Source organism: Thermoplasmata archaeon (genome assembly GCA_035622275.1).
Lineage (GTDB): Archaea > Thermoplasmatota > Thermoplasmata > Lutacidiplasmatales > UBA184 > Lutacidiplasma.
In genome coordinates this window covers 42,995-55,727 of the sequence record DASPVQ010000002.1, presented here as the reverse complement: position 1 = coordinate 55,727, position 12,733 = coordinate 42,995, and the positions used below count along the sequence as shown (strand labels likewise).

At 73.7% G+C, this 12,733-nt stretch carries 12 protein-coding genes; 8 read left to right on the top strand and 4 right to left on the bottom strand.

Going from position 1 to position 12,733, the window contains the following annotated elements; genetic code table 11:
* Positions 1-16: 16 nt before the first annotated feature.
* On the bottom strand, positions 17-1,234 hold the full coding sequence (locus VEL82_00790) for a hypothetical protein (protein HXW66413.1): 1,218 nt from the start codon (positions 1,232-1,234) through the stop codon (positions 17-19).
* A gap of 113 nt (positions 1,235-1,347) precedes the next feature.
* Between VEL82_00790 and VEL82_00785 the strand changes: the two genes are divergently transcribed.
* The 5 genes from VEL82_00785 to VEL82_00765 all read left to right on the top strand — a co-directional run bounded on the left by VEL82_00785 (position 1,348) and on the right by VEL82_00765 (position 6,654).
* Positions 1,348-2,070: a uracil-DNA glycosylase gene (locus VEL82_00785; protein ID HXW66412.1), complete on the top strand. Its 723-nt coding sequence runs from the start codon at positions 1,348-1,350 to the stop codon at positions 2,068-2,070.
* Positions 2,071-2,083: 13 nt separating this feature from the next.
* The gene (tgtA, locus tag VEL82_00780; protein ID HXW66411.1) at positions 2,084-4,015 is read left to right on the top strand and encodes a tRNA guanosine(15) transglycosylase TgtA; all 1,932 of its coding nucleotides are present in this window, start codon (positions 2,084-2,086) and stop codon (positions 4,013-4,015) included.
* A gap of 82 nt (positions 4,016-4,097) precedes the next feature.
* Positions 4,098-4,328, top strand: coding sequence for a hypothetical protein (locus VEL82_00775; protein HXW66410.1), 231 nt, complete (start codon positions 4,098-4,100; stop codon positions 4,326-4,328).
* Positions 4,329-4,380: 52 nt separating this feature from the next.
* Entirely contained in the window at positions 4,381-5,385 is a 1,005-nt protein-coding gene (locus VEL82_00770) for a bifunctional N(6)-L-threonylcarbamoyladenine synthase/serine/threonine protein kinase (GenBank protein HXW66409.1), read from the top strand.
* A gap of 24 nt (positions 5,386-5,409) precedes the next feature.
* Positions 5,410-6,654 (top strand): NAD(P)/FAD-dependent oxidoreductase, encoded by a 1,245-nt coding sequence (locus VEL82_00765; protein HXW66408.1) that lies wholly within the window; start codon positions 5,410-5,412, stop codon positions 6,652-6,654.
* Here the strand turns inward: VEL82_00765 and VEL82_00760 are convergent.
* The 3 genes from VEL82_00760 to VEL82_00750 are packed head-to-tail and all read right to left on the bottom strand — an operon-like array spanning position 6,549 to position 8,614.
* Positions 6,549-7,349 (bottom strand): hypothetical protein, encoded by an 801-nt coding sequence (locus VEL82_00760; GenBank protein ID HXW66407.1) that lies wholly within the window; start codon positions 7,347-7,349, stop codon positions 6,549-6,551. The two genes, VEL82_00765 and VEL82_00760, sit on opposite strands and share 106 nt — an antisense overlap.
* Entirely contained in the window at positions 7,342-8,238 is an 897-nt protein-coding gene (locus VEL82_00755) for a M48 family metalloprotease (GenBank protein HXW66406.1), read from the bottom strand. The genes VEL82_00760 and VEL82_00755 overlap by 8 nt, the downstream gene beginning before the upstream one ends.
* A gap of 16 nt (positions 8,239-8,254) precedes the next feature.
* Entirely contained in the window at positions 8,255-8,614 is a 360-nt protein-coding gene (locus VEL82_00750; GenBank protein ID HXW66405.1) for a BlaI/MecI/CopY family transcriptional regulator, read from the bottom strand.
* Between the two features lie 136 nt (positions 8,615-8,750).
* Here VEL82_00750 and VEL82_00745 point away from each other — a divergent pair, with 136 nt between their 5' ends.
* From VEL82_00745 to cysS, 3 genes are read left to right on the top strand one after another with little or no spacing between them, the layout of a single operon-like run.
* Entirely contained in the window at positions 8,751-10,151 is a 1,401-nt protein-coding gene (locus tag VEL82_00745) for a pyridoxal-phosphate dependent enzyme (protein ID HXW66404.1), read from the top strand.
* The gene (locus tag VEL82_00740) at positions 10,141-11,286 is read left to right on the top strand and encodes a PLP-dependent aspartate aminotransferase family protein (GenBank protein ID HXW66403.1); all 1,146 of its coding nucleotides are present in this window, start codon (positions 10,141-10,143) and stop codon (positions 11,284-11,286) included. The genes VEL82_00745 and VEL82_00740 overlap by 11 nt, the downstream gene beginning before the upstream one ends.
* Positions 11,287-11,288: 2 nt before the next feature.
* Positions 11,289-12,728: a cysteine--tRNA ligase gene (gene cysS / locus VEL82_00735; GenBank protein ID HXW66402.1), complete on the top strand. Its 1,440-nt coding sequence runs from the start codon at positions 11,289-11,291 to the stop codon at positions 12,726-12,728.
* The last annotated feature ends 5 nt before the right edge of the window (positions 12,729-12,733 follow it).

Genomic DNA, 12,733 nt, shown 5'->3' with positions numbered 1-12,733 from the left:
CCCGGACCCCGGTCGATCACAGGGGGAACGGCGGCAGGGAGTCGACCTTCCGCGGCGGCGACGCGACGCGGGCGCCCCGCTCGATCTCCACGGACTGCGAGTAGACGATCTCGCCGACGGTCGCCGCGTCGCGCACGCGCACGACGGCGCCCACGATCCGGGTCGCCTCGCTGCGCTCGGCGAGCTCGATCCGCTCGCCGTAGACCTCCTCGGCTCGCGCCCCCCGGCCGAGCTGCACCTCGCCGCCGACGAGCGGTCCCAGCGCCTTCGAGCGGTGACCGAGCCGGATCCGCGCCGCCTTGAGGCCCTCGCTCGTGTGGGCGACGCCCCCGATATCGACGGCGCCGCGAAACACCACGCGTCGACCCTCGAGCTTCCCGGCGACCTCGAGCTGCTCACCCGTGAACTGGCCCCCGACGTGGATCGCACCCCCGACATCCACCGCGCCGGTGAGGTCGAAGGAGCCCGTGACATCGAATCGCCCGCCGACCGAGACACGATCGCCCTTGCCGTTCCCACCGATCCGCCCCAGGCCGCCGACCTCGAGGCGCTGGAACTCCAGGTCCTTGATCGCGGTGAGGGCCCCGCCGACGTCGATCGACCCGCCCTTCGCCGGCTCGCGGAACTCGACGAGACCGCCCACGTCCAGCGAACCGAAGCGGATCGGGCCCTGGGCCAGGAATCGACCTCCGACCTCGATCGATCGCGCGACCGTGCCGCCGACGACCCGGATCGTCCCGCCGACCTCGAGCGAGCCGAGCTCGATCTCCCCCAGCTCGACCGAGCCCCCGGCCTCGACGTGGTCGGCCCGGATCCGTCCTGCGAGCCGTATCCGGCCCCCGACGGACACGGTCGTCGCCGTGAGCGTGGCGCCCCCCTCGAGCACGCCTCCGATGTCGAAGCGTTCCGCCTCGGCCGGACCCCCGACGCGCAGGACACGGTCCACGTCGACGCGCCGGGCGTGCAGGGAACCCTCGATCTGGATCGCGCCGTCGTGCGTCTCCAGGTCCCCGTGGACCAGCAGATCACCGCGGATCGCGAGCACACCGTCCTCCGAGCGCAGCCGAGCGCACTCCAGGCCACCGGCGATGTCGGCGGACCCGTCGAAGCGGGCCTCGCCGCTGATGACGATCCGACCGTCGGCCTCGAGGTGGGCGTTCGCGCCGACGCGCAGATCCCCGTCGATGGTTCCGAGGCGGACGTGCGCGCCCCGGGGAACCTGGGTCTCCGGCATCGCCCGCGCTACCGCCCCTCCCCTCTATACCCGTAGGTCACGCCGGGTGAGCACCGGTCGGGTGGCCGCGACACCGTTCGGAACCCCTTAAGCCCCGTCTCCCTCCCCGCGTCGTGGAGGACTCGCTCGCCCGCATCCGCGCCGAGGTGATCGCCTGCCGCCGCTGCCCGCGTCTGGTCGACTACCGCGAGCGTATCGCCCGCGAGCGCAAGCGCGAGTTCCGCGAGGAGGAGTACTGGGCCCGGCCGGTCCCCGGGTTCGGGGATCCGCAGGCGCGCCTGGTCGCGGTCGGGCTCGCGCCGGCCGCGCACGGTTCCAATCGAACCGGCCGCGTGTTCACCGGCGACCGCTCCGCGGGGTTCCTCGTCCGCGCCTTCCACGCCGCCGGATTCGCGAACCAGTCCACGTCCCTCCGACGGGGCGACGGGTTGCGGTACACGGACCTGTACGTCACCGCGGCGGTCCGCTGCGCGCCGCCCGGCAACCATCCCCGGCCGGACGAGACGGCTCGGTGCCGCCCGTTCCTGGAACGGGAGCTGCGCTCCCTGACCAACGCGCGGGCCATCCTCGCCCTGGGCGGCTTCGCCTGGGACGCGGTCCGCGAGGCGGCGCCTCGGGTGTACGGCGGCGATCGCTCCTCGACCGCGTTCGCGCACGGTGCCTGCGCGGTCCTGGGAGCCGGCGGACCGTTGCTGTGGGGCTCGTACCACCCCAGCCCTCAGAACACGAACACCGGCAAGCTGACGATGCCGATGCTCGTGGGATTGCTCGAGCGGATCCGGGCCTCGCTCGACGCGCGGCCGCGCCACCGCGCCCCCGCCGGCGCTTCCGTTTGAGGGAATAGGGTCGATGAACGCGTTCGAGGTGCGGGATCGCGACGGTCTCGCCCGGCTCGGGCGCCTTCGGACGCCTCACGGCATCATCGAGACGCCGGCGCTCCTGCCCGTGGTCCACCCGGACCCGGAACGTCAGCCGATCGCGCCCGCGCAGCTGCGCGCGCGCTTCGGATACTCCGCCGTCATCACCTCATCGTACATCGTGTGGAGGACACCCGCGCTGCGATCGGCCGCCGTCGAACGGGGCCTCCACGGGCTCCTCGCGTTCGACGGGCCGGTGATGACGGATTCCGGCGCCTTTCAGCAGCACGCCTACGGCGCCGTCGAGGTCGGCGCGGAGGAGATCATCGCCTTCCAGGAGCGCATCGGGTCCGACGTCGCGACCGTCCTCGACGAGTTCACGGAGCCCGAGAGCGAGCTCGCTTCGGCCGAGGCCGCGCTCCGCACGACGATCGAGCGGGCGGCCCGCGCCCGTGACGCCCGCCCTGGACTGCTCGCGGTCCCGGTCCAGGGCGGGTCCCACGAGGACCTGCGCGCCCGGGCCGCCGCCGAGGCGTCACGTTTCGGCGACGTCCTCGCCGTGGGCGGCGTGGTCCCGCTGCTCGAGCAGTACCGGTTCGCCGAGCTCGCCCGCGCCCTCGCGGCCGCGCGACCGTCGCTCGCGCCCGGCGCGGCGGTGCACCTGTTCGGCACGGGCCATCCGATGACCTTCGCCTTCGCGGCGCTGTGGGGGGTCGACCTTCTCGACTCCTCGGCCTACCACAAGTTCGCGCGCCGCGGCGCGCTCCTGTTCGCGGAAGGCACCGTCCCGATCGACGAGGTCCGCGAGGCGATCTGTCGCTGCGCGCTCTGCGGCGAGCGGCCGCTCGTCGAGGTGGCCGGCCTGCCGGCGGCCGAGCGCGAGCGGGCGATCGCGCTCCACAACCTCGCCATGTCGGCCGAGGAGATGGCCCGGGTGCGTCAGGCGATCCGCGAGGGCAGCCTCTGGGAGCTCGCAGAACGGCGGGCGGCCTCCCACCCGGCCCTGCGGGCGGGCCTGGTCGAGGCCGTGCGACACCCCGAGGTCTTCCTTCCCACCGAGCCGGCCGCCCGCCGCTCCTTCCGGGAGATCTCGCCCGCGAGCCGCGAGCGACCGGCGGTCGTCCGGTTCCGCCGCCGGCTGGAGGAGTTCCTGCGTCATCGGCCCCTCGCCGAGCCGATCGGCCGGATCGCCCTGCGGCCGGAGTACCTGGGCCGCGTGCCGGTGCGGGACCGCTCGGACCGCGAGCTCGCCTGGCAGGTTGCCACGCCCCTCGGGCCCGTCCCGCTCGAGCTCACGGAGGTCTATCCGGTCGGACCGTACCTCGGGGTCGACGAGTTCCTCGAGCGGCCTCGCCACCGGCCGCCGACGTCGGTAACGGACGAGCTGGCGGCGCGCCGGTCGCTCGAGGCCGACCTCGACCGGGACTGGACGCCGGAGTGGACCGCCCGACAGCTCCTCGCCCTGCTCGAGTGGGAGTACGGTCGGGAGGCCGCCGACGCCCTCGCGGCGGACGCGAGCGGAGAGCGCTCCCGCGCGTCGGGCCGCCTGCGGGCGATCTCGAGCGAGGGACGCGTGCGATTCCACGTGGGCACCGACGGCCTCGCGCGGCCCACCCTCTTCGGCGGGGCGGCGCTCCGCGAGTGCCTCGACGGCGACCGGGGTCGCGTCGTGGTCGCGGAGGACGCCGCGTCGTTCGTCGCGCACGGCCGGAGCCTCTTCGCCCGGTTCGTCGTGCGGGCGGATCCCGAGCTGGTGCCGAACGCAAGCGCGCTCCTCGTCGATGCCTCGGACCGCCTCCTTGGGATCGGGCGCCTCCTGCTCGCCCCGCACGAGATGCGCGCGCTCGATCGCGGCGTGGCCGGCCGCGTCACGGCGCACGCGCGGCGCCCGATGGGCACCGAGGACGACGAGCCGAGCCACTAGCGCCCGGCCGGCCCTGCGCCGCACGTGAGCGTTATCAGGACCCCGCCCGTGGAGCCGCGATGCCGCGCATCGGCCGTGAGCGATGACCCGGACCTTCCTCCTCCTCCAGCTCGACAGCGAGGGCGCGCCGTACGCCGAGGTGGCCGAACTGCTCGAGGACCTCGGGTTCCGGCCCGAGACCGAGGGGTACGATTTCGTCTACGAATGGGGGCGCCCGGCGACCGTCGCCGAAACGCTCGACTTCGCCGACCGGATCCAGGAGGCGCTGCGCGGCAAGCGCGTCGGATTCCGGATCGAGTCGTCCGAGGAGTAGGCCGCCCGCGACGCGGGCGAGGGGCGGGTCGCGGCCGCCGCGAGGTCCGAGCATGGTGATCCTCGGGATCGAGTCGACGGCGCATACCGCGTCGGTCGGGATCGTCGGCGAGGGCGCGGAGGTGCTGGGGCTGGCCTCCGACATGTACCGCCCGCCGTCCGGCGGGATCCACCCGCGCGAGGCGGCGAACCACCACGTCGAGCGGTTCCCGGGGCTCGTGCGGCGGGCGCTGGACGCAGCGCAGGTCCGAGCCACCGAGATCGAGGCGGTCGCCTTCTCGCAAGGCCCGGGCCTCGGGCCGTGCCTGCGGGCCGGGGCCACGGTCGCACGGACGCTCGCGCTCCTGTGGGAGAAGCCCCTCGTTCCCGTCAACCACTGCGTCGCCCATGTGGAGATCGCTCGGGTGCTCAGCGGACTCGAGGACCCGCTCCTGCTCTACGCGAGCGGCGGGAACACCCAGGTGATCGCCTACGGCCGCGGCCGCTACCGCGTGCTCGGCGAGACGCTCGACATCGGGATCGGCAACTTCCTCGACAAGCTGTGGATCGAGCTCGGTGGCACGTTCCCCGGCGGTCCGGCGCTGGAGCAGGAGGCCCGCGCCGGAGCCGAGCTGTACGACCTGCCGTATTCCGTGCACGGGATGGACGTCGCGTTCTCGGGGATGCTGACCGCCGCGCTCGCGCTGCGGGCGAAGGGCGCGCGCCGGCCCGACCTCGCGTACTCGGTCGAGGTGACGGCCTATGCGATGCTCACGGAGATCACCGAGCGCGCGCTCGCGCACCGCCGCCGCGACTCGGTCGTCCTCGGCGGCGGGGTCGCGTGCAACGAGCGGCTCCGCGGCATGGTGCGCACCATGGTCGAGGAGCGCGGGGGAACGATGTTCGCCCCGCCGCGCGCGATGTGCGTCGACAACGGCGCGATGATCGCCTGGACCGGTCGCCTCGCCTTCGACGCCGGCGGCGCGGTGCCGATCGCCGCCTCGGCGGTCGAGCCCCGGCAGCGGACCGACCGGGTCGCGACCCCGTGGCGGGACGGCGCCGGGCGAGGCGCCGCTTAGTATCCCGAGGCCCCTGGCGGCTCCGTGCGCGAGGTGGACGTCCTCGTGGTCGGGGCCGGCCCGGCGGGCTCGACCGTGGCGCGTCGGCTCGCCGAGCGCGGGCACCGCGTCCTCGTCGTCGAGGAGCACGCGCGCGTCGGGCTGCCGGTGCAGTGCGCCGGGCTCGTCTCGCGCCGGGTCCTGGAGCTCGCCGGCTCGACCGCGTTCGTGCGGACCTCCGTGCGGGGCGCCAACGTCTTCGGGCCCGGCCTCGGCTCGGTGACGTTCCGGGCGCCCGACGCGCGCGCGTTCGTCATCGATCGCGCGGGACTCGACATCCACCTGGCCGATCGGGCCGCCCGCGCCGGCGCCGAGTTCCGGACCGCCACGCGGTTCGATCGGCTCGTGGAACGGCGCCCGGATCGCGCCGTCGTCCGGCTGGAAGGCACCGACGGGGGCGCGGAGGAGGTCGCCGCGCGCCTGGTCGTCGGGGCCGACGGAGTGGCGAGCGCGGTCGCGCGGGCGTTCCGGCTGCGCCGCCCCGTGGAGATCCTGCCGGCGTTCGAGGCCGAGTTCCCGGCGAGCCCGGGCGAGCCGGACCTGGTCGAGGTCTACCTCGGCCGACGTATCGCTCCGGGTCTGTTCGGCTGGTGGATCCCGGACGGCAGCGGCGGCGCCCGGGTCGGGGTCGCCGCGGACGCGGACGGCACGAGCGCCCGCGCCTACTTCGACCGCCTGATCGATCACCTCGTCCGACGCTTCGGCGCCCGCCTCGAGAACCCGACGGCCTACCTCGTCTCGGGGATCCCGATCGGCGCGGTGCCCCGGACGCACGGGCCGGGGGTGGCGCTCGTCGGCGATGCCGCCGCCCAGGTCAAGCCGCTCAGCGGCGGCGGCATCTTCACCGGCATGCGCTGCGCGGAGATCCTCGCCGACGTCGCCGACGACGGGCTACGACGCGGGGACCTGTCCGACGCCCGGCTCGCGGAGTACGACCGGCGCTGGCGCGGCGAGCTGGGGGAGGAGTTCCGCCGGGCGCTCTACCTGCGCCGGGTGTTCGCGCGCCTGAGCGACGGCGACCTCGACGCGGTGGTCGCGGCGCTGGGCGGCGCGGGCCTCACCGAGACGATCGTCGCGTTCGGCGACATCGACTTTCCCACGCACGTGGCGCGCCGCCTCCTGCGTCAGTCCCCGTCCCTCGTCCGCCTCTTGCCGAAGGCGGTCGGCGCCTTCTGGTCGTCCCCGGCCCTGCGCGTGCCCGATCTCGAGGCAGCCCCGCGCCGGAAGTAGACGAAGGCACCGAGCCCGACGAGCAGCAGGCCGGCGCCGAGCACGCCGGCGAGGACCCAGGGGTACTGCGAGCTCGTGAGAACGACCGAGGTCTCCGGTGTGACGCCCGAGACGCCGAGGACGGTCAGGTTCAGGGTCGCGCTGCCGTTGGGCAGCTGGGTCGCGGCCGCCCACACCGAGGCGCTGAACCAGCCGCGGGACTCGAGCAGGTAGCTCGAGCCGTTCATCAGGAACGCGAGCGCGGTCCGCACCACGAACGTTCCCGCGGGCGCCGAGGCTCCGGTCGTGACACCGACCGAGGCGCGCACGGACCCGGACGGCAGGACCGTCCCGATGGGCACGACCACGAGCGGGCCGGAGGCGGTCGCGTTCGACAGGACGGGGGCGCCGGCGACCGTCACGTTCGAGCTCGTTCCGCCCGGCGACGGCGAGAAGGCGTAGACGTCGAGCTCCACCGACGCGCCGACGAGGGGGACGGGCAGCGGGTCACCGACGGAGAACGAGATCGCGCCCGATGCTCCGGGCGCCAGGACCGGTCCGGACAGGTTCGCGAGCAATCCCCGGTCGTCGCCGACGGGCAGCGTCGGGTACGCGGCGCCGAGGGCCCCGCCGGGAACGACGGCGCCGAGGATCGCGACCGCGACGACGACGGCGAGGGCGAGGGGGCGCACCACCGCGCGGGGGGCGCTAGGCACCGGGCTCCTCCGGGAACCGCCCGCTCTCCGCGAGCGCGACGAGTCGCCGGATGCGCTCCATCGCCTGACGCCGGCCGCGCCGCCCCCCCGCCCCGAGCAGGCCCGCCGCACCCGGCCGACCCGCGCCGTCGAGCCCCCCCGCCTTGAACAGGGCGCGAGCGAGCGTGCGCGGCCGTCCGGTCAGCTCGACCGCGTCGAGGTCCGCGCGGTACTCCTCGCGCTCGGTCAGCCGGTCGGCGAGGTACGCGAGGATCGGGTCCCATCGAACGAGTCGCGCCAGCGTACGGAAGAAGGTGAGGTAGCGTCCGTCGAGCTCGCGGATGTGGCCCAGCTCGTGCGCGACCACCGCCTCGACCTCCCCGGGGCTCAGGCGCTCGAGGAGGCCGTCGGACAGCAGGATCACGTCGCGCCGGCGAAGCCAGCGAGCGCGTTCCGGCTCGAGCAGCGTGAACGAGAACGCCTCGACGTGGGGCGACGGAAAGGCGAGGAGGTCGGTCGGGGTCGCGGGCGTGGGGAGCCGAGCCGGCCAGTCGAGCTCGCGGGGCCTTCGCAGCGCCAGGTAGCCCCGCCCGACCGCCTGGCTCAGCAAGAAGGCGGTCAGGAAGATCCCGAACGCTCCGACCGCGCCGACGGCCCACAGGCCGACGAACCGGGGTTCGAGGATCGTCAGCGGCGACGCGATCAGCGTGGCGATCGCGGAGAGGCCGCCGTTCGCCAGGACCCAGGCGAGGGCCGTGGTCGCGATGAGCGCCCAGACCGCGAGGAAGCCGGCGGCCAGGCGGAAGACCACCGTCGACGCCGACCGCCGGAACGCGAGCAGCAACCCGAGGCCGACACCGGCCCACAGCGCCGGGACCAGGAGCAGCGCCCCGACGCCCGGCGTCGTCACGTTCCGTCCCCCGACTTCAATCGAGCCCCAGCCGCCGCCGTAGCTCGCGCTCCTCGCTCGACGGGAGTTTGGCGATCTCCTCGTTGAGGTGCACGACGCCGGACGGCCCGAACATCGCCACGACCCCGCGGAGCAGGTTGCGCAGGTACTTCTGCTCGACCTCTGCCGGCCGGTAGAGGTACCGTTCGCCTCCGCGGCAGGTTTCCCGCCGCCGCTGGACGAGGCCCTTGTCGTAGAGCCGGGACAGGATCGTGGCCACGGTCGTGTAGGCGACGCGGACCCCCTGGCGCTCGAGCTGTTGGCGGACCCCCCGGGCGGGGGCCTCGCCGAGGCGGCGCAGCGACGCCATCACCTCGGTCTCGAGCGAACCGAGCATCCCGAGGCAATCACCCCCGCGGTCGGCTTAAGAGCGAGGGAGGAGGGGAACGAACCAGTACGAACCGGCCCGACTTCGGTGGCGCGTCGTCGCCCGCCGCCGCAATGGTTTATGGCGGGACCCGCTTCGCGGGCGCGTGCCCGAAGGCCCGCGCGCGCCGGAGTCGATCCTCGACCTCGTCGGCGACACTCCGCTCGTGCCCCTGCGCCGCGTGGCGCGCGGGCTGCCGTACCGGGTCCTGGCGAAGCTCGAGTTCCTGAACCCCGGAGGCAGCGTGAAGGACCGGATCGGTCCGGCGATGATCGACCGGGCGGAACAGGAGGGCTGGATCAAGCCCGGCGGGACGATCGTCGAGGCCACGAGTGGCAACACGGGCGTCGGGCTGGCGCTGGTCGCGGCGGTCCGTGGGTACCGCGTCGTGTTCGTGCTGCCGGACAAGATGAGCTCGGAGAAGATCCGGCTGCTGCGCGCCTACGGCGCTCGGGTGGTCGTGACCCCGAGCGGGCTGCCCCCCGACCACCCGATGAGCCACTACTCCGTCGCGCGGCGCCTCGCCACCGAGATCCCGGGGGCCTACTACCCGAACCAGTACGAGAACCAGTCGAACCCCGAGGCGCACTTCCGCTCGACCGGGCCCGAGATCGACCGCGATGCGGGGGCCGGACTCGCCGCCGTCGTGGGAACGGTCGGGACAGGCGGCACCATGAGCGGTGTGGGACGCTACTTCAAGGAGCGCCGGCCGTCGGTCCGCATCGTCGGGGTCGACCCGGCCGGCTCGATCCTCGGTCCGTACTTCCGGACGCACCAGCTCGCGAAGGCCACGCCATACCTCGTCGAAGGGATCGGCGAGGACATCATCCCGAAGTCGATCCACTTCCAGTACCTCGACGAGTTCGTCGAGGTGACGGACGGCGAGTCGTTCCTCATGGCGCGACGCCTGGCGCGCGAGGAGGGCCTGTTCGCCGGCGGATCCAGCGGCTCGGCGATCGCCGGGGCGCTGCGCTGGCTCGGGAAGCGCCCTCTGCCCGACGGGGCGACCGTCGTCGTGATCCTACCGGACTCCGGCGACCGGTACCTCTCCAAGTTCTACTCGGACGACTGGATGCGGGAGAAGGGTTTCCTGGACATCGGTTCGACCGCGCGCGACCTGCTCGCCCGCAAATCGGGCACCCCCGCGCTCGTCTCCGTCGAGCCGACGACCATCGTCGGCGACGCCCTCCAGCTGCTGCGGCACCACGGCATCTCCCAGATGCCGATCCTCGCGGGGGTCGACAACGTCGGCAGCCTGCAGGAGGATGAGGTCCTGCGACGCAGCCTCGCCGACGAGACCGTGCTCGAGCGGACGGTCGCGAGCGTCTTGCAGCCGCCGTTCCCCGAGGTCGCGGCCGACACCCCCGTCGCCGACGTGCTCCACCGCCTGAAGGAGGAGAAGGCGCTCCTCGTCCGGGACCCCGCCACCGGCGCCCCGATCGGCCTGCTGACCCGCCACGACCTCGTCGGATTCCTGTCCGAGCAGGGAGGCTCGCATGCGGTTTGACACGCGCCTCCTCCACGAGGCCCAGCCGCCGGACCCGCTGACGGGGGCGGTGAACCCGCCGATCTACCTGTCGAGCACGTTCCGACAGCAGGGCCCGGACCGCAACCAGGGTTACGTGTACGGGCGGACGGCGAACCCGACGCGGACGGTCCTCGAGCGGACGCTCGCGGCCCTCGAGGGCGGGGACGGCGGGCTGGCCTTCGCCTCGGGTCTGGGCGCGCTGACCACGCTGCTCGAGTCGCTGCCCCGGGGCAGCCGCATCGTCTCCGTGGACGACCTCTACGGTGGCACCTGGCGCCTATTCGAGCACCATCGGCGGCAGTTCGGCCTGCGCATCGACTATGTCGACCTGACACGATCCGACGCGCTCGCGACCGCGCTCGAGGCGGGGCCGGCCGACCTCGTCTACCTCGAGACGCCGACGAACCCGCTGCTGCGCATCATCGACATCCGCGCGCTGGCACGCCGCGCGCACCAAGCTCGCGCGCTCGTCGCCGTCGACAACACCTTCGCCTCGCCCGCGCTCCAGCGTCCGATCGAGCTCGGGGCCGATATCGTCCTCCACTCGACCACGAAGTACCTCGGAGGCCACTCCGACATCATCGGCGGGGCGCTCGTCCTCGCCCGCCGTCGGGACACCGAGCGGTTCGCCTGGCTGCAGAACGCCGTCGGCGCGGTTCCGAGCCCGTTCGATTGCTTCCTCGTGCTGCGGGGACTGCATACGCTCGGCCTGCGGATGCGGGCTCACGGCGCCGGGGCGCGCGCGGTGGCGCGAGCGCTCGAGGGGCATCGGCGGGTACACGCGGTCCACTATCCGGGGCTCGCCGACCACCCGCAACACGCGCTCGCGCGCCGGCAGATGGACGGCTACGGCGGGATCGTGTCCGTCGAGGTCCCCGGCGGTCGCGCCGCGGCGCTGCGATTCCTTCGCGGCTTGCGCTGGTTCACCCTCGCCGAGAGCCTCGGCGGCGTGGAGTCGCTCGCCGAGCACCCGGCGTCGATGACGCACGCGAGCGTCCCGCGCGCCGAGCGGGAGGCCCATGGGGTCACGGACGGGCTCGTCCGGCTCTCCTGCGGGATCGAGGATCCGGCGGACCTGGTCGACGACGTGCGCCGCGCGCTCGGGAGGCTCTGAGCGTGCGGCGCGTCACGTTCTACGACACGATGAGCCGCGGCCCGCGGGTCTTCGCGCCGATCCAGCCCCCCCGGGTGGGCATGTACGTCTGCGGCCTCACCCCGTACGCGCCGGCGCACGTGGGGCACGGCCGCACGTTCGTCGTCTTCGACGTCGTCGCGCGGGCGCTCCGCCGCTGGGGGTACCGGATCTTCTACGTGCAGAACGTCACGAACCTCGACGACAAGCTGATCGCCCGGGCCGCCGAGACCGAGGACGACCCGCTCGAGCTCGCCGAGCGGAACTTCCTCGGCTTCCTCGGCTCGATGGCGGAGCTGGGCGTGCGCTCGGTGAACTACTACCCGTTCGCGACCGACTACGTTCCCGAGATCATCGCACAGGTCCAGGCCCTGATCGACCGCGGCTTCGCGTACGTCGCCTCCGACGGATCGGTCTACTTCGAGATCGCCAAGTTCCCCCGGTATGGCCGCCTCTCGGGCCAGAAGGTCGCGGACCTCCAGCCCGGGGCGCGCGTCGATGTCGATGCGCGCAAGCGCGCGCCCGAGGACTTCGTGATCTGGAAGGCGGCCACCCCGGGCGAGCCGAGCTGGGAGAGCCCGTGGGGTCCGGGCCGCCCCGGCTGGCACGTCGAGGACACGGCGATGACCGGCCGCCTCCTGGGCGCCCGCTACGACCTCCACGGCGCCGCCGAGGACCTGATCTTTCCGCACCACGAGGCCGAGATCGCGCTCAGCGAGTCGGCGACCGGCGAATCTCCGATGGTCAACTACTGGATGCACGTCGCCTTCGTGGTGCTCCAGGGGGAGAAGATGTCGAAGTCGCTGGGCAATGTCTTCGGGCTGGAGGAGGCGATCCAGGCGGTCGGGCCCGGCGCGTTGCGCTTCTACTACCTCAACGCGCACTACCGCAGCCCGCTCGACTTCGTGCCGGGCAAGAGCCTCGAGGAGGCGAAGGCCGCCTACGATCGGCTGGCCCAGCCGGCGCGGCGGATCGACGAGCTGCTCGCGCGGGACGGTCCCGAGCGTGCCGGGGACCCGGTGCCCGACGGTCTGGCCGCGGAATCGGAGGAGCTCGTCGACCGGCTCGACGCGACCCTTTCGGACGACCTCAACACCCGGGAGGCGATCGTGCATCTGTTCGGCTGGTCGCGGCGCCTGGGCGAGACGCTCGCGCATCTCGACCACCTCTCGGGGGAGGGGCTCGAGACGCTCGCCGAGCCGTACCGCTGGGCGACAGACGTTCTCGGCCTGTTCGAGCCGCCGCGGACCGCGCGCGGCGGCTGGGATCGCGTCGTCCCGCTCCTGCTCGACGCTCGGGCGAGGGCCCGCGCGCGTGGCGATTTCGTCGAGGCGGATCGGATCCGCGACGAGCTGCGGGGGCTCGGGATCCGGCTCGAGGACTCCCCCGACTCCAGCCGCTGGACCTTTGAGGGGTCGGGCTGATCGGC

Excerpts from the sequence above, each read along its gene's own strand:
- tgtA (HXW66411.1), top strand. The coding sequence starts at position 2,084 with ATGAACGCGTTCGAGGTGCGGGATCGCGACGGTCTCGCCCGGCTCGGG.
- VEL82_00750 (HXW66405.1), bottom strand. The coding sequence starts at position 8,614 with ATGCTCGGTTCGCTCGAGACCGAGGTGATGGCGTCGCTGCGCCGCCTC.
- VEL82_00775 (HXW66410.1), top strand. The coding sequence starts at position 4,098 with ATGACCCGGACCTTCCTCCTCCTCCAGCTCGACAGCGAGGGCGCGCCG.
- VEL82_00790 (HXW66413.1), bottom strand. The coding sequence starts at position 1,234 with ATGCCGGAGACCCAGGTTCCCCGGGGCGCGCACGTCCGCCTCGGAACC.
- VEL82_00770 (HXW66409.1), top strand. The coding sequence starts at position 4,381 with ATGGTGATCCTCGGGATCGAGTCGACGGCGCATACCGCGTCGGTCGGG.
- VEL82_00740 (HXW66403.1), top strand. The coding sequence starts at position 10,141 with ATGCGGTTTGACACGCGCCTCCTCCACGAGGCCCAGCCGCCGGACCCG.